The following is a 23,333-nucleotide window of genomic DNA, read 5'->3' as shown; positions in this document are numbered from 1 at the left end:
ATATTCTACTGCTTGGTTTTTAAATATACTGACTTAACAGGTTTAATATCACACTACGGCATTAATAATCGCGTTAAGACCATATAGATTGTATATTTAATAAAAGGAGAAGCGTACACCATAAAATGCACAATAGGATTGGCGTTTACATCTTTTGTACTAAAACTACTGAAACATATAAGTTTCACTGTATACTTTTCTGGAAACGCTCTTTTATTAATCATGCAGTGTAATATTAATATATTCGTTCATAACTCGAACAATGACAGAAAATCAAATATACCGTAAAATTATGGTAAAGTAAACCTGTTAGTGCTTGAAATAATACTAATTTATTTGGATAGTAGTAATCCAATTACTAATGGTCTGTATCACTCGTTACAGCTATATATTCTTAAAAGCGGTAACCTAGCACAGCTATTGTGTTTTTACTACTTACTAACTGCGTTAAATAAACCGTTAGCTAAATTATCTTAAGTAAAGAATGTTGTATCTTTATATAAAATGCAAGTTGTATTATTAATGCATGTAATAATACAGCAGTATATATCACTTAATCAACTTATTTCTAATCAGTGTAATTTAAGGATGCTTGCTAGGAATACTGAAGGCAGTATTGAACAAAGAGCGAACAACTCATATATGATTCCAAGCATAAATATGTTCAAGCTACAATGCTTCTAAATATATTAAGGAACCAGTATATAAGTTTCTTGTACGTATTCTAGTTAATTTTTATTTTAAATAGTGAAACTATAGACTTCGTAATACCCTGAAGTTCATAGAAAGCAATTTAATATAAACGCTACTATAATTGATTCCAGGTAAATTAATTATTTTATTTTTATTATTACTAAAATCTTGTACTCCAACTAGCATTATTAATAAATATATAGATCTCCATAGAAAGGCGTAATAAGTTTTCGAGTTAAAACTCTGAGCATAGTGTCATTGATCGTTTTTTAAAAAGCATCCTACGGATGCTTTTTCCACCGTACCACCATTAGAAATGCATGTGTTAACCACTATACAATCGCATGATAATATCATTATCACACTAATTATTTAAATTAAAATGTTTTATTCTAATCAAATACTTATCATTTCTCTTACAAGAGAATTCTTACTTCTACGTTTACATATAAAATATATCCTAACACATCCTTAATAAATTTTACATATAAAATGACAACAGTCGTACAATCAGCTTTACAAATAAAAGCAAGGCGGTAAAAAGTTGTCTAGAACAGTAATCTAAATATCATAAGATAAGGCTTGCCACAAAAACTAAAAAGAACGCAAAATACATATCAACCGATATAAAATTATCGCATAAAAAGTGTAGCCCAAAAGACCAAGTCATACTTAACATATGACTTGTTAGTTTAATCATTGAATCATTGAAAGCATGATACCTAACTTTATTACTATGATAAACTGTGAATATTCACAAAATAGATGTCTCTCATCGTATGCTCAAACTGATGAATTAGATATCAGGAATATCGACTTGATATATTGTAGTGCAAAAACTCACACGCTTGAAAAAGCTCTACGCAGGCGCTAGAGATGTTCCATCTATACTAACAATATACTAACAAGACTCAAGATGAAATATAAGTGAACTGACTCTCTCATAATAGGTCACCTGACCCTCTAAATAGAGAAATGTCTCCCTAAACCGCTAGGGGTAAAATATAGAAATAATACATAATCAGTAAACTAGAGAGGCAAGGTAGATATGTCCACCCCATATCTGATTAGACATTATGTAGTAGTGAAACAGTCTAACGTAAGATGGATGTTCGCGATATCACGTATATTTAAGAAAATAATCAGAAAAATAACCTGATAGTAGCGCACAAGTCGTGCACCTATAAACTAAGTAAGATAAGCGATATTATCTAAGATATAATAGCACAACTATGCAATATTTTAGATAGCCGAAATGATGAGGATAGATTTCTATCGTAACATTCGTAGCAATTGTAGAGGTTTCTTAATATGCTAAAACTTTGATATTATTGCATCACACAAGATATACATAGACAATGTCAGTTAGAACAGTGACGGCTCAATAACACAGTTATTTAGAAGACCTAAAAGAATCGATAGCGACCACAAGTATGAATCTTTATCAAAAAAAGAATGGTTATATTTTCCTGTAACTTGATAGTATTTTTGTCAAACTCTATGAGTTTAGTAGAGGTGAGACGTCAAAAACATTAAAATAACTACTCTATCAATAGCTAGATGGCATCTCTTCTGCGAATGATGCACTATAACAGAAATTTACTGATTGGTTGTTCCGCTAAAATCTCATAATTATCTCATATAATCTTCATCATTAAGAGCAGCAAGCGTTAAGCGCCTTCATAACCAAAGGATATGGCCATAATTCAAGTGTTTTGATTCAAAATCACATCATGTGCACTCTGAATGCAGATAACCATTAAATCTTTCGTAATAAAAATTGATCTCATTAAGCATCAGGAGCATACTTCATGTAATAATAGTGGTGCTCAGAATATATAGTGCATCGAACAATATTTCGACCTTTTCAATCAATGCACAACACGGTATCTATCTAATATCACAAGTAGTTAACTTGTTTGGTTATAACGAATAGCAATCTACCATAAAGTGACAATTAATTATCCATATCAGTGCTATTATAAAGCGATAACATTGCATCTGATAATTAGACTACCAACAAATTACGCTGGAGCCACAGTGCGATAAACTTCTCTTTATGTAATTACAACATTTAGAAATACTATGTTGAACTTTAGTACAGCATAACCTACTATACATTAATACCAATCAAACAAAGTAGCGAGATGGGGTATAACTATTGCACAATCGAATGTTTAGCACTATCACTGATAGACTTTACTACTAAAATTACACTAAACTTTAGTAGTCCTGCAGTTAACTTGCATCATTAATCATCTTATCTGTATAAGCGTTAAGGATTCCATCTTGATGTGTAACGCATACTACACAGACTGAATGTTACAGATGGTATTAATAAGTGCAATGAGCCCGAGAAGCCAAACAATACTGTCATTTCTATTTGCTATATAGTGATTTTGAAAATCGAAGAAATATATACTTACTTAAGCTACTGTCGTGTTAATAAAAATTTATATAAAAACACTAAATCATTAAGATTAATGCTGGCACTTCTCTATTGATACTTTTAACATAGTCAAAACTATCTCCAATATACTACATATGCTCATGAAACTGACAATAGAATGCGCCTAACTTGAAGTACATTGCAACATAAAATACAACACTTACTCTTAATTTAGATTACGTGCTATATTTACCATTTATCCATTAAAATAGCTGGATAGTCGCTCTATCCTCACGTTTCATTATCAGAAACAAAATTTAAAAATTTCTAAAGTGTGTTTTCAAAAAAAATGATCTTTCACTGTCTCGAGCTACAGAATTTTTCATTTAAGCGTAGTGCATTTTAGACACTACCGATGAAATCTACCTATCAGTTGTATCAAAAATAAAAGAAATAGCAATTTATGGTGAATTAAAACCTGCAGCATACTACAGATGATGTGACTATATATTTATAATGCTTACTACTAAAATTGAATAAAAACGTTAAAACACTAAAACCATCAGCCAGTATCTTAGCAATCCATCAATTAAATTAATCGCTATGTAATAGTGATATTACCATGCCCTTAGCAGAGAAAAAATACATTAAGTCAGACAATAAATATTGTAAATATTAATTTATCATTTAAAAGCTCTAGTGATCACATAACGGACGTATACGCTTTATACGTTAATGGATATTAACGCTTTATATGAAGAACTATATTAATGTAGAAAATCATATAAGATTACAGGACTCCTATAAAATAGAGGATATTTAGCATTGTAATGCAGCAAATAACTAACGTAAGCTTTAAGACTTACGCTTATGCTACTTACAGTACAGTAGAGATATATTTACTGTACTTAAAATTGCATTTTAACGTCTATAGGACATTATTCATACTGAAAAATACTTTTGTAGACTAGTGTGCTAACAGTGTCGAAACAGCAGTTTTTTTGTTTATAAAACATCTATGTGGCAATATATATTGGTTGTTGCCTACCGTCTAATGTAGCACTTTCAAAAGTCAGTTTATTATTTTTATATTCGGGTGGCAAAATATGTAGCATATAAAGATAGTTAAACATGATATTTATCACTATCATTTTATTTTTTTCGATAATTCTAAACAGTTACATCATGCTCTATAAAAGAGCATACACAACTTATATAATCGAAAAAGTTTTTAGAGTTAATAAAAATCTATTTTATTATTAAGTAAATTGTATTTACTAAAAATTTTGCTCACTATGGTGCAGGTTAAGCTTTCTTATGCTGCTAATACAGACATTATTAGTTCGGTTGGTTGTTAAACTCTACACGTATATAACTATATATTACTTGTACTTTATCGAACGCGTTCTCTCATAAACAAGGTAAACCTGTATCTTAAACTGACTGTTGCAGTTTCTGTGCATTCCGTAAACATTGGCAGTACTACCTTACTGCATATCTGTTAGTATACTATTTAATCTCTTGCAATAAACTGTGAGAATACAACTGTTCAGAAGTAGTAAAATCTCGGATACGTTATTGTTCATCAATTAAATCAATGGTAACTGTTAAGATTATTAGGAAGTATTGCGTTATATAAAGAATGAAGCATTCAGTCTGATATGAACGTCAATTCTTATTGTACTTTTTTCATAAGTTATAGTTTATTATTATCTCGATACTCCCTGATACCGTGATGAATAAACTACATAAAAAAATCCAAGAAATTATGCTCGAGTTCTACCGTTTATGAGCTATAAGAAAATTTTGGATACAATGAAATTCTCTCTTACTTGCAGTATCTATAGTAAACCCTTTGTATTTTCCTGTTGCATTGTGAGTGCATTTCACTGTCATTATAATAATGTATGAGTTTTATGATAAACAATAAAAAAACACTTAATTAGTACAGCTATGCACGCATCACATACTATAAACTTGACTTAAGGTCATGAAACTTTGTATATGTTGTACATACAAATTATAGCATTATAGATATAATAGTGTTATTGATGATTCTTTTAATGCTTTTGATTTTTCTCCTATATTTTGTGCAATTGTCATCAATCATGTAATTACTCTCCATTACTTAATAAGTATACTAGTCATTATGTGATGTGATCTGATGTGATGTGATATGCTACAGTATATTCGTTAAAATAATTGTCGCATATTCCAAATTAGTTTAATTATAAATTACCTTATTTAGCGAACTAACTCTTAAGTTATTAAGGTACTAATAATTCACAGCTATAATATATCTTAATGTTACTGAACTAATAATATTTAGTGCCATGAAGGTAGCTCATCTCGATAAATAATATCGTGGGTACTTTCTTTACCATTTATAATCTACGAAGTAATTTAACCTACTTAGTACCTTTCAGGCTTAATCAGCAGACACAATAACCTAGCGTGGTGATAGATGAGCAATAGCTATCTGGCATTCCCTAAATTTGATCCGATCATTTTCTCTATTGGTTCATTTTCTCTGCATTGGTATGGTGTAATGTACCTCATTGGCTTTATCTTTGCCATATGGTTAGCACTGCGACGTGCTAGTCAGGTAGAGAGTGATTGGACAAAAGATGAAATAGAAAATCTACTATATACTTGTTTTTTAGGTGTTGTTATTGGTGGACGTATTGGGTATGTATTATTCTATAACTTGTCGTTGTTTTTGCATAACCCCTTATATCTATTCAAAGTATGGAATGGTGGCATGTCATTCCATGGTGGATTAATAGGTGTTATCTTAATAATAACCTGGTTTTCCTATCGTACTCAGCGCAATTTCTTACAACTATCTGATTTTATTGCTCCTTTGATCCCATTTGGCTTAGGTGTTGGTCGACTTGGTAATTTCATTAACGGCGAATTATGGGGGCGTGTAACTACCGTTACTCCATGGGCAATGTTGTTCCCAGGTTCACAAAGCGAAGACATCGAGCTCGCCACCACTAATACTAAATGGATGTCTTTATTGAATCAATATGGTACACTGCCACGTCACCCATCACAATTATATGAGTTTCTACTAGAAGGGGTAGCGCTTTTTATTGTGCTGAATTTATTTATCTGTAAACCACGTCCGGCAGGAGCTGTATCTGGACTGTTCTTACTAGGCTATGGTATTTTCCGTATATTTGTTGAAGCTTTTCGCCAACCAGATGCTCAACTTGGTCTGTTTAATAATATAATTAGCATGGGGCAAATTCTGTCTATTCCGATGGTAATAGTCGGAATGATAATGATAATTATTGCATATTGTTTTCGGTCGAATAAATAATTTTTATAAGGAACGCATGAAACAATACCTAGATTTAATGAGCAAAGTACTTACTGAAGGAACCTTCAAGAAGGACCGTACCGGCGTTGGTACGCTGTCAATTTTTGGTCACCAGATGCGCTTTAATTTACAACAAGGTTTTCCCATAATAACTACTAAGAAATGTCACCTACGCTCCATTATTTATGAGCTTTTATGGTTTTTAAGAGGTGATACAAATATCACTTACCTACGAAAAAATCAGGTCACCATCTGGAATGAATGGGCAAATAAAAACAATGATCTTGGTCCAATTTATGGTAAACAATGGCGTTCCTGGGAGGCGGCAGATGGTCGTCAAATCGACCAATTAAGCAATGCAATAAAGCAACTAAAAAAAGAACCACACTCGCGGCGTATTATTGTGTCTGCCTGGAATGTTGGTGAATTAACTCGAATGGCCTTAGCACCTTGTCATACGCTCTTCCAGTGTTATGTCGTCAATGGAAGATTATCCGTCCAGTTGTATCAGCGCTCATGTGATATATTTCTTGGTCTACCGTTCAATATTGCTAGCTATGGGCTACTACTACATATGATGGCGCAGCAGCTTGATCTAGAGGCAGGTGATTTTATTTGGACTGGTGGTGATACACATTTATATAGTAATCATATACAACAAACGCAACTTCAGTTGACTCGTGAGCCACGCCCGCTACCAAAACTAGTGATCAAGCGAAAACCAGCTTCCTTATTTGATTACTGTTTTGAAGATATTTCTATTGAAGGCTACAATCCATATCCCGCAATCAAGGCGCCAGTGGCAATTTAATCTCTCAAGCACAGTAAGAATTGTATATCAGAAAAATATTCAATATACTTGCAATCATACAAAAACATCTCTATGCTAATAGGTATATTAGCATACACTGTACTCTTTAAGTTACAATAACACTCACTGCCTACACATTTATCATTTATTGGTATACACTATTACTAATTAATGTACTATACCTCTACCTGTGAGTTACTGATTTAACCATAGTATAAACGCTATTGGTAATCAACTGTAACTCATTTATTACTATGTCACTAATTTTATTCAACTTAAATTTTGTAGAATATATACTAAATACACTGAAAAACATAGCAACAGGATATACACTTGTTGTTGACTTTATTGTTCTGGTTGCAACATTTATATTTATTTTGAGGTATTTTAGCATATAATCCTTCGTGCAGTCCGTGCTTATCTTGACAATTAATTACTAGATAACTATTATAAATATAGATAGAAAGATGAAATATCGCTTACTGTTAGTGTGCAAAAAAGATTTTCCCGTAAAAAGTTGACCATATCTTTTGTGATATATTAGAAAATTTACTAAAGTATCATTTAGATAAAAGATCGTCTTAAATTTTTTGACGTACACATTTAAGTTGATAAAAGTATAAAAGGATAATCAGTATACAGAAAATTAAGAGTTTGATGTCATTAGCGCTTTTAATATGGCTCCTCTGACTGGACTCGAACCAGTGACATACGGATTAACAGTCCGCCGTTCTACCAACTGAACTACAGAGGAATTACTTAAGTTTCCTACATCATATCTAGCGATCTGTAATATGTCAATACTAAATCAGGCGAGCTGCTGTAATTACTCGCTAATTTAAAAATCTACATCAATATAAACCGTTATATAAAATTAAACATATATAGTGATTTAATGTGCTTTCTTCACTAACTAATACACATCGCTCTCATCACTCACCATGAAATAATGTCTCTAATTTATTTGGTGTACCAGTTTAATTATATCAACAAAATCTAATCGTCTTATGGTGCTCCTGATATTCTGATGATAACTATTTTTTCTAAAACCACTTTCTAATGGTTTACCATATATAGCTTTCTCTAATATACGCTCCTAAAAATTTTCTATTGATTTGTTGTTCTCATAGTAACCTGCCTTGTTTTATGTGTTATATTTACGATAATACTATAACGTCAGCTAATCTTTTAGATGAGTAACAAGAAGCTACTCAAATCAATAATTTTGGGATTTTATATTAAAAGGTCCCACTAAGCTTGTAGATGATCTCAAATACCGTGATGATTCACGCCACGTCTACATAGGTCGATATTACTCGATATTAGCGTAACACATAACATTATTTATCTAAATATCAGTCATATCACGGAACTCAACCTCAATTCACTACATAATAATAAATTAATCATTCAAAAAATCCGGAAGTGAAAATGATTTCTTACTATAATTATGTATAACATAACGTCAACTCTCGTTAACTGTCAAACGACCACGCATATATTAGCTGCTTAAGATACGTCAATAAACCTATGTTATCGTATAAGATAAATTACAGCAACTACACAAGGCTGATTGTAGCATTAGCAAAACTCTAGGGGTGTTAGTGTATCAATTATAGTGTGTAAAATAATAAGTATTTAATGTACCATTCCATTTATACTATTAACGATTATGCTAAGTCATAACGCTACTGACGCTATTTCTCTCAGAAATATCTGTCGTGCTACATTGTAGCAGACATTTCATTCAAGATGAATGAATATACCGAATAATCTACAAAACATTTATATACAGAGTTTTGGAATATTAGCACTTCTGTAGTTGATTAATCAGAGATGTTTGCAACTCATTCCGTAAAATATTAGCATTTATTACCTCAATTACCCTGGAATTATGTACTACACAGTATATATCACATGCGTTCAACGGTTTCAATGCCTAGTGTATATAAACCGGTTTTTAGTGTTTTAGCCGTCAGGAGAGCTAGCTTAAGTCGGCTCTGACGTATTGCATTACTATTAGTATTAAGGATCGGACAATGTTCATAAAAACTAGAAAACATAGTAGCCAAATTGTACAGGTAATTACAGATAATATGGGGTATTCCTTCACGAGCTACAATTGTAAGCGCTTCTTCAAATTGCAGTAAACATTTTGCCAAAGCAATTTCATGCTCTTCACATATAATTAACGGAAAGGTTAAGGTTGTCTTATTAACTCTTCCACGTTTAAACACTGACATAATACGGGTATAAGCATACTGTATATAAAGTGCAGTATTACCCTCAAAGACCAGCATGTTTTCCCAATCAAAGATATAATTAGTAGTACGATTTTTTGCTAAATCAGTATATTTCACTGCACCAATACCAATGATGTGGGCTACATTTGCTATTTCTCGTTCTGACATATGTGGATTTTTACCTGCAATCAACTGTGTAGCCCGCTCGATGGCTTCATCTAATAGATTGGATAGTTTTACTGCATTACCAGATCGGGTTTTAAATGGTTTTCCATCTTTGCCTAATATCATGCCAAATAGGTGATGTTCTAGTGAAACAGCCTCTGGCACATATCCAGCTTTTCGAACGATAGACCATACCTGTGCCAAGTATTGATGCTGGCGTGAATCTATGTAATACAGTATACGATTCGCACCTAGAACTTCGTACCGGTATTTTATACATGCAAGATCAGTAGTGGTGTATAAGTAACCTCCATCTTTTTTCTGAATCACCACACCCATTAACTCTCCATTTTTATTTTGGTATTCTTCTAGGAATACTACAGTAGCGCCTTCACTTTCTACCGCCAGTCCTTTAGTCTTTAGATCAGCGACAATACCTGGAAGCATGCCGTTGTAAGAACTTTCACCCATTACATCATCTGTAGTGAGCGTGACATTTAGGCGGTTATAGAGGAGCTGATTTTTCGCCATACTAATATTAACTAACTTACGCCACATGTTTTTATAGTAAGGATCTCCGCTTTGTAATTTTACTACACAGGCGCGGGAGCGAGCAGCAAAGTTACTATCTTTATCGTAATGTTTTTTAGCCTGACGATAAAAGTTTTCTAGATCGGACACATCGATATCTCTAGAATGCTCACTCTGTATTTTCTCTAAATAGACGATTAACATACCAAATTGAGTACCCCAATCTCCCACGTGATTTGCACGGATTACGTTATGACCTAAAAACTCCAAAGTACGTGCAACGGCGTCGCCAATAATCGTAGAACGTAAATGACCAACATGCATCTCTTTAGCGATATTTGGCGCTGAGTAATCGACAACGATAGTTTGCGGTTTAACTGATTTTACGCCTAGTTTAGGGGTGTATAATACTCGATCAATTTGAGAAGCTAACCAGACATTATTCAGAAAGATATTAATAAAACCGGGACCGGAAATTTCTACTCTACTAACGATCTCACCAAACGAAAGTAGAGGAAGCACTTTTTCTGCTAGTTGGCGAGACGATATACCCATCTTTTTGGCAGCTAACATTACACCATTAACTTGATAATCACCAAACTTAGCGTTAACTGATTGACGTACCTGCGCTGCACAATCAACCGGAGCGCCTGCAAAAATTAATGCCTGACTCACTTTATCGGAGAGTAAACTGTGAATATTCAATGGTTACCTTTATAGCGTAGGCAGGATATTTTGTATATGCCTGCAATATTTTAAGATCGGATCAGAGAATGATCCACAAAGTAGCCTATAATCATCACTGATATAGATGTTATCAGAAGTAAGTGATGCCGCAGTAATATCCACCGTAAACCTGTTATCTAATAAATTAAGTTTTAAAAAGGTAATAACACAAATATTCATTAGTAGCATACAAACTATCGAGTACGCGGCATAAACATATCATTGACACATATATAATGTTATGCATGATGAGTATTGATTGTTGCGTGAACTTGTTCGACCTTCGGGTACTATATTATAACCTGTGTACTAATTTCTTAGATAGTGGTTACTTAAAAATTCATACTTATTATCCTAGAACAAATAAATTAGTAGTATTACAAATACCTGCTCATATTGCAGAAATTATTACAACAATATAAAACTTAGCACTACAACAAAAAACACCTCCAGGTAACATACCCTAACAAAACTAGTAATAATTAGTAGTCATAAAAGTTATATTTATATTTCGACACCTCATACACTTTAAGTTGTATGTTAACAGCTAAGTTATCAATACTCATTAGTATTGTTTTCTAATACGCTATAGTAATATACTGTAGAAAAACAAACACATTATTTACCATAATACCTTTAACGATATATTGACTATACGTCGTGCATATGGCTTACTATATTTTAGTGTATTGCTTTTATGGTCTAATAATCATATTATATCTAAGCTATTAAGAATCAGATATAGTAAACGCAATGTCTTTTTTCTATTGATCTTGCATCAGTTGAAAACTTTATATTACATGCGCATCTCTATAAGAGCTTTGTTATGCATATTTAAGATTATGACTATTCAAATTTTTGTTAAAATTGTGATATATAGGCTCCTGATTAAAACATAGACTTTTAGTAGTCCTACTCAAACTCTCTCTTCATAGAAAAACAATCTATATAATTGCAAAAGCTTACTATCTCGATATCTATGAGTGATAGACTGTGATTTTACCATCTGCTTATTATCCATCTAATGTTAGCATCATCATACGAGATATCAAATAATTAAACGATTAAGTATTCAATGCAAACTAAAAACTACACTACTCTTTAATACAATATGCACTGATAAAAGAGTGGTCAACATAATAAATGTTAATGATTCAATGATCAATCTTTAAGCAAGACATCTCTCTTAAAAAAAGTAGAGCAGCGCGGGGTTATTATGAACTTTTTAAACACTGAATACAAAGTTATAAAGAAAGGGATAAACTTTAATTTCATACATAGTATCCTAAAAAATAACTATGCTCTTATAGTTATGCTCATACAAAATTTTAATAATCAAAACATTCAAAACCCATGCTTATTTGCATAACTATGCTAGACTATTAATATTTAGATTAATACCTATGGACAATGATATTGCTGGTCTAAGGAGTTAAAACACTAAAGATTTCTTTGCACGCATTCTGATAAAGAAGAGCTATAGCACTTGATGCGCTTCTTGCGATAACTATAATATTTATGTCTAGTAACCAAACCACACGCTCAATATAAGTTATGGATCAGTTGATTAAATAATAAATACTTAAAGATCACTGCTTGTGATATATAAATTTATACCTGATCAACATAAACAATAACATATAAAAGGATGTTATTGACAGTTTCTAGGGTAATTGCAGTGCCAAATCATCATCACGGCGCTTTAACGTATTAATATATTCAAGTGCACATACATAACAAGAAGAATACTATTCTTATACATTATGTTAGAGCTATAGCAAGGAATATATAAAGCTATCTGGTATCAAATTCTAATAAATTTATATCTATTTTAGATTAATACCCATACGCATACACGGCTATACGTCTTGATAAGAAATCAGGGTATTTTAATTAAAAAATGCAACTAATATTATATCCATAATCAAGATTTATAATAACGTTAACGCTGAGTAAAATAGCAGCCTAGACACATAAAACGAGTGATATAAGTTATTATAGGTTACTGAGAGTACAGCAAAGAATTTCAACGTATTTAATATTACTTGCGCGACAATAATTGTCGTTAGATCAATCGCATTAGAAAATTCTTCTTCCATTCATCGACATAAACGATAAGGTTTGCATAACGCGTCACTAACAACCGTACGACGTTACATATTTTCTCTAACTAATGCACATGATTGTTGCAATGTATCCGTAATAAACATATAAAATAATCTAAGGCTATGCATCATAGATAAAGATAGATATAGGTATTTCTGTTATATGACTATCACACAACCTCACTACTTAAATTAAAGAATTTTGAATCGTTTGTTAAAACGATCTACGCGACCACCTGTTGCAACATCACGCTGCTTACCTGTATAAAAAGGGTGGCAGGCACTACAAACATCTAAATGTAGATCGTGCATTATAGTGGAACGAATTGTTATCACGTTACCACACGAACAAGTAGCAGTCACTTCTTCGTATTTTGGATGGATATTTTTCTGCATAGGAAATCCTAGTTAAGTTAATACCATTATCCAGGTTTGGATTACCAGATCTCAGATATAGCAAAAATAAAATTTTATATTATATGATAATATGTCATAGAGACATAATATTACAACATTTTAATTACTGCGTAATTAAAATCATATCTTTTTAGCAAGTTATCTTCACTAATAAATTATTTTTATTTGGATTACGTATGCCTATTGTGCAAATTGCTTTACCTATTCCTTGCGTTCGCACCTTTGACTATCTATTACCATTAGGTTTACATCCAGTAGCTGGCGCACGAGTATCTGTACCTTGGGGAAACAAACAGGTAATAGGTATTATTACTAATTACCGTGAAACTAGCGCATTACCATTAAAAAAATTAAAGCCAATCAATAGTATACTCGATACTACCTCGCTGTTTTCCCTTAGTTTGTGGCGCATTTTACACTGGGCTAGCGATTACTATCATTATCCGATCGGTGAAGTGCTATTGCAATCGCTACCAGTGTTGCTACGCACAGGTAAACCCACTGAAGTTACTGTATTAGAAGAATGGTTTACCACTGACAAGGGATACGCTACTTCGCTAGAAAGTTTGAGGCGCTCACCCAAACAACAACAGGCGCTCGCACTAATCAAGCAACGTCCAATTTATCGTCATCAGATTAGTCCATATCAATTAACAATGAGCGCTTTACGCATACTACGTACTAAGGGTCTCATTGATTTACGGTACCAAAACGCCGTTACCAAAGACTGGCACGCTAGCTTTGCTGTGTTGAGCAATGCACTACTACTGAATACCGAGCAAACCCATGCAATAGAAAACATCCACAATCATAACACACAATTTATAGTTTGGCTACTAGCTGGAGTGACAGGCTCTGGTAAGACTGAAGTATATCTTGGTGTATTGGAAAAAATTTTATCTAAAGGTAAACAGGCGCTAGTGCTAGTACCAGAAATTGGCCTAACGCCACAAGCTGCTGACCGATTTCGTAAACGTTTCAACGTGCCAATAGATGTACTACATTCCAAACTAAATAATAATGAACGGCTAAATGTATGGCTGCGCGCTAGAAGCGGTGAAGTAGCTATTATTATTGGTACTCGTTCAGCTTTATTTAGCCCGTTCAAGCGCTTAGGGATTATTATTATCGATGAAGAACACGACAGCTCGTATAAACAACAGGAAGGTTGGTGCTACCATGCTCGTGACTTAGCAGTATTACGAGCTAAAGAAGAAAACATCCCGATAGTAATGGGTTCTGCCACTCCAGCGCTAGAAACGCTTTACAATGTACAGCAGCACAAATACCGTCAGTTAACACTTGCGCAGCGTGCTGGCAACTCTAAAGCAGCATCACTCAGTCTAATCGACCTTAGGGGGCTTCCACTAAAAAGTGGTTTATCAACACTGGTACTAAAAAGCATTCGACATTATCTTCAGCTTGGTAAGCAAGTTATGCTTTTTCTAAACCGTCGTGGTTATGCTGCAGCGGTAAAATGCCATAAATGTGGATGGATCGCAGCATGCCTACGCTGTAATCATTACTATACTTTCTATCAAAATCAAAATCAATTACGTTGTCACCAGTGTAATAGTCAGCGACCTATGGTAAACTGCTGTCCACAATGCAGCTCCATGTATTTGTCATCGATTGGCGTGGGCACTGAACAATTAGAAAATCAATTAACACACTTATTCCCTAAAACACCCATTATTCGCATTGACCGTGATACTACTAGCCGCAAGGGTGCATTGGAAGAATATTTGATGGATATTCACCGTGGTGAATCACGCATTTTAATCGGCACGCAAATGCTGGCAAAAGGACATCATTTTCCTAATGTTACTCTCGTAGTATTGCTCAATGTTGATAGTGCGCTATTTTCCGCTGATTTCCGCTCCGCTGAACGTTTTGCCCAACTATACATACAAGTATCTGGGCGCGCAGGTCGCGCAGACACGCAAGGAGAAGTGCTCTTACAAACTCATTATCCTGAACACCCTTTGTTGAAAATTTTACTACACAAGGGGTATAGTGCCTTCGCTCAACAAGCTTTGTCGGAAAGAAATAGCGTCTCTCTCCCTCCTTATACCCACCATATTATTGTGCGTGCAGAAGATTATGACAATCAGAAGGCTCCTCGTTTTCTACAACAAATTCGTAATTGGTTAGAGATAAACCATATCAAGGATCATTCGTTATGGGTATTAGGTCCAACACCAGCGCTACAGGCTAAACGTGGCGGTCGCTATCGGTGGCAACTATTATTACAACATCCATTACGGCAATCATTACAACAGCTCGCCAGACATCTACTACTGCTAATTACTAGTTTACCACAAACACGCAAAATAAAGTGGACCCTAGACGTTGATCCAATAGATAACTAACACTCATTACAGTCTCATTGCGCAAACGTCAAATAATGCATGTATCTTTAAAAGTACAAAATACAACAAACATTTTCAATGCATTCTGTTATAGGAATTACATAATAAATTGAAGGGATATGCTATCTGACTAGTAACATGTTACAATTATTTAGTTAACCTAACGTGTTATGTATTATAAATGACTCTTATGAAGTTAATGCGCTAACATTAGAATGCTTTAACATCTGAAGTTACTGTTAAATTCGCAAAAAATTATTCGATAAATCCCTACATGCATTACAGTAACACTGTATATTCCTGTCATAATATTGTATTGTAACTTAACAGCTATTGCTAATCTTTTCATGCATTATTGTTATAGTCTTTATATCAGATTCTAGATTCCTTGTCATTACCACTTTCTTATAAGTTCTAGAAGTGAGAATCTGTCTTGCCAGTTTGGTACACATTTTATTTTATGTATGCAGTTTATATTTATAATAAAATAGGCAATATTGTATTATCATTATTTATCTTTGAATATAGCAACTCTAATAGTATTATATTTTAGTGTAGCACACTTACAATATTTATAAAAAATCACACTAGTTTCTAGTGTTTAAGTTTTGTTGCTAAAATTATATATACACGTTCTATTTCCTGTGTTCGATATATACAATCAATCAAAAAAACAAAGTTGTTCTCTTCGGTCTTCTGTATCAGTTATTTATTTTATATAAAATCTTTTCCTACTACATGTAGTGTATTCATACGATACGCTAGACATTTTTTTTCTGTGACTACAATTATTTAAGTATAGTTATATAACTACACCTAAAAAACTGCGATAAATACCCGATTACTTACTAATTAACGGCACCGAAGACAATGTTATCACCCGAACATTCTCTGTCAGATCAGTAATAAATTCTACGGTTTATATTGCACTCAGATGACAAATTCAGCTCCTATTTTAAATAAAAATATTTAATAATGTCTAACAAACAGAAAACTGCATAAAGTTGAAGAGATCTAAAAATCACGTTACAGTGTGAGGGCTTAAAAAACAAAAACACAGCTATACACGATAAATTTTATCTTAACTTATATCGTATTTATAAAATGAACCTACTAACTTCTATCTAATTACAAGTGTAAGCATTAAAGTGCTATAATAAGCATTCATAATACAATATGTAATATCTTTTATACTTTCATAATGCACTGATTTACAAATATAAAAAGCTTAGCTATCAGCTGTAAGCTAAAAGAAAAAGCAATCAAAAAAACAAATAAGTTGGCACTAATATAATAATCTTTAATTCTGGAAAAAACTTAATTTTCAGAGAAGATTAATTAATTTTAACAAATCAGACGTTTAAACGCAAGGTATGTGCAAAACATAACACACGAAATTATGGCATAACTAGTATTAGCAGTATAATGAAAAGCATGGATCCCAAATACATGTTCATACACATACCTAAAACTATACATCACCACTGCTCGATGATCACTTGCCAGATTAAAACTGATCTACTGAAACTCAGAAAACGATTGATACGTTAGTCATTAATCCAAAAATATTGAACTTAGGGTAATGGCAATTGAATGTCACTTTTACGAATAAAAAATATCTTGATAGGCTATTATAATTTTGTCCTTAGATCGATTGAATCATTTGATTCTCAATAAACTCAGTATTTAACATCTAGTTACATAGTTATGATAAGTTTTATTATATATTATAATAACTCTTCCTAATAATATTACCGAGCTATTCAGCTAGATGCTGAATGCCATAATCCGAGTGAATTTTTAAAAACATAAGTAAATCTAACAGTACTGCAGACGGTATTGTAATTATTATATCTCATACATTACAAGGTTAGAGGAAACGGTTATCTTTCAAGTAGGCAATGAAAACCAGCGATTACTGATGGCTAGATACTAGTTTAACTATACACAATAGGATACTACACTCAAAATCGCTAATGTTTCATTTTATTTGAATTTTCGCGATTATGTTATATTTAGTATGACGAAGTGATTGATCGTAATGGGTACTCAGTAAACGTACTTATCAACAATGCAGCATTTCTTTCACTGTGAAGTAGTTAGCTGAGCCAAGCAACTTCACTAAACTTAGAGCTAACTATAACACCGCTACAGATAGCCGAAGCATTTCAAAAATGCTTTGTAGTTACTGTTACATTACACCTAGCAAGCACTATACTAAAAATGAGCAGATGCACTAAAGTTATCGCATAATGAAAATATTAGCAGACAAAGCCAGTTCTCAACTAAACACCCAACAACACAGCTCTTTAGGCGCTGCAAGATAAAATTTACCATAGTATGGATCATTAAAGGTTTACCGTATAAAAACTAGCAAATTACTATATCATAACATGATGTAGTACTACTAGATCGATCAGCCTAATAGGCTTTGCTTTAAAAAAAATAAAAAACTGGTTTATAAATCTTCAAAGAGATAGCTAATATTAATTATTAGCTGCAATAGGCTGATTTTACAATCAAAAAATAAACTGAAGAGTGTTATACTCTTTATTCATCAAAAGCATTCACAATATTACACTAGTGTAATATTAAAACCCTCTGTTAATTGCAGCGATAAAGTTCATCGTATCTGATCGACAAACAGACGCTGTCTACTGTTAGATCAGCTATATCAGAAAAGCCTGGCGTATAGCATGTGGCTATTGGATGATGAGCTAATAATCTACAGTAACAGTCTGCTACTTTTATACTAGTCAGATATATTATTTTTATAAATATAAAATACTTACTTAAAACTAGGAAGAAGTGGAATAATAGTGGCAAAAGACTATGTAAATCGCAGCAAATAATAGGGATACATATCAATTTTAGTTGTAAAATATATAATTCTACAACAATATCTAAACCTATACTCATACTAACTAACATACTGCTAATATTTTTGTTGGTAGCGTATGTTGTACTGCGCACGACAAATACAATCATTAGTCATTCCTACTAACATCTAGATACCGTCTAATGCATTGCCCTACCACCACAACCTGAAGAACATTAGCTATAACATATGAGATCTCAAAACAGTCAGATTGGTGTGTAACATCCCAAAAAAATTCAGTCTGTGATAAAGTAAACGCTAAATTCCCTTTGACGATAAGGCAACGTCATTTTTTTTGAAAAGAACGCAGGTTACTATGCAATAACATTCAACATGTTTCAATATACTACAATACATAAATCCTTCAAATATTGCTATACGTAGCAATAGTTATCTACAACGATAAATCGACTCACGACAAAATATTTTTTAATAATCAATGGCGTACTACACTCGTACAACTTCTTGTTAAACACATCCGACAATAAAGAAAAAACCGCAACAATACGCTTAGAAAAAGTTACAAACCTATGTATGACTGATGCAGCATGGTGCATTTTATACTGTTTATTATGCTAATTTGTTTGCATGTGCTTGGCGCTTGAAGGTATTGATAAACAAATGACTAAAAAATACTCGATGGAATCGAGTCATATTCGGCTTGTACATTAATAAATGTACTCTCTTCCACTCACACAATCTTAACACACCAATCTATATTCCATGTATCACAGGGGTTGAAAACTACTAAACCCCCCCCATTTATATTTTTAATATGTATTTTAGTCTCAGCTTATAAACTAAGAGGGCTTCCCTCGATCTTCAACTAGGATTTGCGCGTGACAACAATAGTAAGCGTTCGTTGCCATGGCCAGGTAGTAATCGGCGGCGATGGCCAAGCTACCTTAGGTAATACAGTCATGAAGGGCAACGTTAAAAAAGTACGTCGTCTGTATAATAATAAAGTAATTGCTGGTTTTGCTGGTAGCACTGCTGATGCTTTTACACTTTTTGAATTATTTGAACAAAAGTTAGAAATTCATCAAGGCCACTTGGTGAAAGCTGCTGTTGAACTGGCGAAAGATTGGCGCACTGATCGCATGTTACGCAAACTTGAAGCATTGCTAGCTGTTGCCGATGAAAACGCCTCATTGATTATTACTGGCAATGGTGATGTCATTCAGCCAGAGAATGATTTAATTGCTATCGGTTCTGGTGGTCCATATGCTCAAGCTGCAGCTCGCGCATTGTTAGAAAATACAGAATTGAACGCTCGTAGCATTGTTGAGAAATCTCTTAGCATTGCTGGTGATATCTGTATTTATACTAATCATTTTCATACCATTGAAGAATTTCCTTCCAAAGCGTAAGGATTAAATACTATGTCTAACATGACCCCGCGTCAGATCGTTAGCGAACTAGACAGCTATATTATTGGCCAAAACAAGGCTAAACGCGCTGTTGCTATTGCGCTACGCAATCGCTGGCGTCGCATGCAACTTAATGAGATACTTCGTTATGAAGTAACACCAAAAAACATATTGATGATTGGCCCGACTGGTGTTGGTAAAACAGAAATTGCGCGTCGCCTGGCAAAGTTAGCTAACGCACCGTTCATTAAGGTCGAAGCGACTAAGTTCACTGAAGTAGGCTATGTAGGTAAAGAAGTCGATTCTATCATTCGAGATCTAACTGATGCTGCAATTAAAATGATACGTATACAGTCAATTGAAAAGCATCGCATCCACGCAGAAGAACTAGCTGAAGAACGTATTCTTGATGCGCTAATCCCACCAGCTAAGAACAATTGGGGGGAATCAAAAGAGAATAAAGAGCCATCAGCCACTCGGCAAGCATTTCGCAAAAAACTCCGAGAAGGTCAGTTAGATGACAAAGAAATTGAACTTGATCTACCTGCTGCTCCGATGAATGTAGAAATTATGGCGCCTCCAGGCATGGAAGAAATGACTAATCAATTACAGTCTATGTTTCAGAACCTAGGCAGCCAAAAACAAAAACCGCGAAAATTAAAGATTAAAGAAACCTTTAAGCTATTAGTAGAAGAAGAAGCTGGGAAACTAGTGAATCCAGAAGAACTAAAAGAACTAGCGATTGAATCAGTTGAGCAGCATGGCATTGTCTTTATTGATGAAATCGATAAAATCTGCAAACGTAGTAGCCAAAGTGCTGGGCTAGACGTATCGCGCGAAGGCGTGCAGCGTGACTTACTTCCACTGGTGGAAGGTTGTACCGTTTCTACTAAACACGGCATGGTAAAAACCGATCACATCTTGTTCATCGCCTCTGGCGCGTTCCAAACTGGTAACCCTTCAGATCTAATTCCAGAGTTACAAGGTCGTCTACCGATTCGCGTTGAGTTACAGGCGCTAACCACTGAAGATTTTGAACGCATCCTAACAGAGCCCAGCGCCTCTCTAACTGAGCAATATAAAGCGCTTCTCAATACTGAGGGGGTAAATATCGAGTTCACTACCGATGGTATTCGTCATATCGCTGAAGCAGCGTGGCAGGTTAACGAAAACACCGAAAACATTGGAGCACGTCGCCTACATACAGTCCTAGAGCGTCTCATGGAAGATATCTCTTATAATGCAAATGAAATAGACCAACAGACTATTACAATTGATAAGAACTACGTACGTAGTCATCTAGATGAACTAGTTGCAGATGAAGATTTAAGTCGTTTTATCCTATAACTGATAATATATTAAACTGACAAGTATATCTTTACAAGGACTTGCCTCTACAATTATTCCTAATACACATAGAAAGCTACCAGTATACTCATCATAATACTCCGGATTATATGTCCATGTTTAATAGCTTCGTATATTGATTACATGTTCATACACTACAACTAGTTACCTCAGTCAAAATATGATTTTTCTCTCATATCATTTAAGTAATGCAATCTGCATCAGATCTACTACTCATTGCACACTTGATGCGACTAAAAAATCCGGCAACTAATATTTTGTTACAAATAATATATCTAAATAACTTAGAGTGTTCATGTGTATAGTTTTGAAGTTATCTTTCATCCTATCTGATAAAATTCTAATGAAATCTTTGTCTGATTCTAAAATAAGAGATAGTATACTTCTGTTATATCTTTGATGAAGTGCAACAGCGATTGTATCAAACCTTTTGATGCAAAGGTTTTATCACGCTCCTATAACATGCAAGTTCTAGCTAAAGATTAGCAGATACTAACGATTAACATTTGTTAGTATCATGCAGTCTTTTCAAACTACATGCTAATCACATGGGTTTATTAAATATGATAGGTACATGCTGTTTTATTACATTAATTTCTCTAGTTTTAACAAAACAGAAATATTTATTATTAAGCACGTTATCTCTGCAGATTATAAGACTCATAATATTATTCAAGCACAATGCATTGTAGCATTTTAAGTAAATAGAATTCCCTTCTCTTTACTATATAGAATGTTTCCAAGCAGCCATCTAAGCGTACACTACGCTGTATTCTTTTAGATAAAATGCACACCATTAACATCTAGGCTGACTTCATGAGCGAGGCCTACTATGACAATTTTACTAAATTGCCAAGAAAGTCTATGATACTTTTTTCTATATTACATGGTTAATCAAGACAGTTTTTTAGAACTACACATCTTACACTACAGTATTTAAGTAATATCTAAATAGTTTAGTAAATACTTAATTATTCATCCACTCAATCTATTGTAGCTAATGCAGCGTATCAAGGATACGCGATGATAAACGGGTTCTTCACTCTGTATGAGACAAAACACGTATTGACGTTGAGCATGTTAGATTTTATATTATAATTATATTACTCATAAGTACATTAAGTTATGACCCATACAAACAAAACACCAAAGAAAGCCCATTAGAATTCTAGCTATTCAGAAAATAGAATAATAGTGTAATTTATTGTATGTTTACATCGGGATTACTATAATTAAAATACTATACCCCACCTGTTACCTGGCGGTATATTTTGCTGCCAATATGACTAATTGATAAAAAATTAAGCCTCTTCAATGATTATAGAATATTAGTATTACTGATTACAGAACCATGAAATTAATCAAATAATATTCACCTTATTCTTCTCTAATTTGTTATGAAACAAATATCTATATCAATTACCAAAGAACATATTTTGCTTACTATACTAGAGTGAAAGACTCAACTATTATGATGGAAATAGTTACCAACAGACAGTAGGTTTTTCGATTATCTTTAGTGTCATGTTCTTATTTTAGAATGTGTAATATATCGTTCGCAGATTTACTAGAACATCTCTAATGGCCAAGCTCTTGTACATCATTCAGCAATTGTTGTTCAAGCCATTGTTTTAAAGCTGGCGAAGCTGTCTTCAAACTATTTGAACCACGAGTTACCGTAGCAATACCTGCCCCTAGTTGATGCTTAATTTCACGTTGACTCTTTTTTCCACGCATTAATTGCTGAATAATCCTTACCCGTGTACCTAATGCAATCCGCTCGTCTGACGTTAGCAAGAGTTGCATCAACGGCTGCTGTAACTCCTGCGCTTTTGCATGTTGCAAAAGTCTTGTGAAAAGCAACCAATCCTCCGTGTCTTTTGATAAAAAGACGACGGGATGACTGAACGATAATTGCGTCATAATAGTCACCATAC

Annotated in this window: 8 protein-coding genes and 1 tRNA gene; 5 read left to right on the top strand and 4 right to left on the bottom strand. The window is 33.6% G+C overall.

What is annotated here, in order from left to right; all coding sequences use genetic code 11:
• The first annotated feature begins 5,546 nt into the window (after window positions 1-5,546).
• Window positions 5,547-6,410: a prolipoprotein diacylglyceryl transferase gene (gene lgt / locus GIY03_RS01015; RefSeq protein ID WP_457913857.1), complete on the top strand. Its 864-nt coding sequence runs from the start codon at window positions 5,547-5,549 to the stop codon at window positions 6,408-6,410.
• A 16-nt stretch (window positions 6,411-6,426) separates the two neighbouring features.
• The gene (gene thyA, locus GIY03_RS01010; protein ID WP_457913856.1) at window positions 6,427-7,221 is read left to right on the top strand and encodes a thymidylate synthase; all 795 of its coding nucleotides are present in this window, start codon (window positions 6,427-6,429) and stop codon (window positions 7,219-7,221) included.
• A 678-nt stretch (window positions 7,222-7,899) separates the two neighbouring features.
• Here thyA and GIY03_RS01005 read toward each other — a convergent pair.
• From GIY03_RS01005 to rpmE, 3 genes are all read right to left on the bottom strand, one after another.
• A tRNA-Asn gene (locus GIY03_RS01005) sits at window positions 7,900-7,975 on the bottom strand.
• Window positions 7,976-9,134: 1,159 nt separating this feature from the next.
• Window positions 9,135-10,865, bottom strand: coding sequence for an arginine--tRNA ligase (argS, locus tag GIY03_RS01000; RefSeq protein WP_457913855.1), 1,731 nt, complete (start codon window positions 10,863-10,865; stop codon window positions 9,135-9,137).
• A gap of 2,318 nt (window positions 10,866-13,183) precedes the next feature.
• Window positions 13,184-13,387 (bottom strand): 50S ribosomal protein L31, encoded by a 204-nt coding sequence (rpmE, locus tag GIY03_RS00995; RefSeq protein ID WP_457913854.1) that lies wholly within the window; start codon window positions 13,385-13,387, stop codon window positions 13,184-13,186.
• Window positions 13,388-13,584: 197 nt separating this feature from the next.
• On the opposite strand from rpmE, the gene priA reads away from it, so the two are divergent.
• The 3 genes from priA to hslU all read left to right on the top strand — a co-directional run bounded on the left by priA (window position 13,585) and on the right by hslU (window position 21,375).
• The gene (gene priA, locus GIY03_RS00990) at window positions 13,585-15,780 is read left to right on the top strand and encodes a primosomal protein N' (protein ID WP_457913853.1); all 2,196 of its coding nucleotides are present in this window, start codon (window positions 13,585-13,587) and stop codon (window positions 15,778-15,780) included.
• A 3,717-nt stretch (window positions 15,781-19,497) separates the two neighbouring features.
• Complete coding sequence (gene hslV / locus GIY03_RS00985; RefSeq protein ID WP_457913852.1) at window positions 19,498-20,028, top strand: ATP-dependent protease subunit HslV; 531 nt, start codon at window positions 19,498-19,500, stop codon at window positions 20,026-20,028.
• A gap of 12 nt (window positions 20,029-20,040) precedes the next feature.
• Window positions 20,041-21,375: an HslU--HslV peptidase ATPase subunit gene (hslU, locus tag GIY03_RS00980; RefSeq protein ID WP_457913851.1), complete on the top strand. Its 1,335-nt coding sequence runs from the start codon at window positions 20,041-20,043 to the stop codon at window positions 21,373-21,375.
• Between the two features lie 1,599 nt (window positions 21,376-22,974).
• Here hslU and trpR read toward each other — a convergent pair.
• Window positions 22,975-23,319 carry a trp operon repressor gene (gene trpR, locus GIY03_RS00975; RefSeq protein WP_457913850.1) on the bottom strand — a complete coding sequence of 115 codons (345 nt, stop codon included), beginning with the start codon at window positions 23,317-23,319 and terminating at the stop codon, window positions 22,975-22,977.
• Window positions 23,320-23,333 lie beyond the last annotated feature (14 nt).

The organism is Candidatus Gillettellia adelgis (assembly GCA_020541285.1).
GTDB classification, from domain to species: domain Bacteria; phylum Pseudomonadota; class Gammaproteobacteria; order Enterobacterales; family Enterobacteriaceae; genus Gillettellia; species Gillettellia adelgis.
Note: the sequence above shows the minus strand (reverse complement) of the source record. Positions and strands in the feature narration are given on the sequence as shown.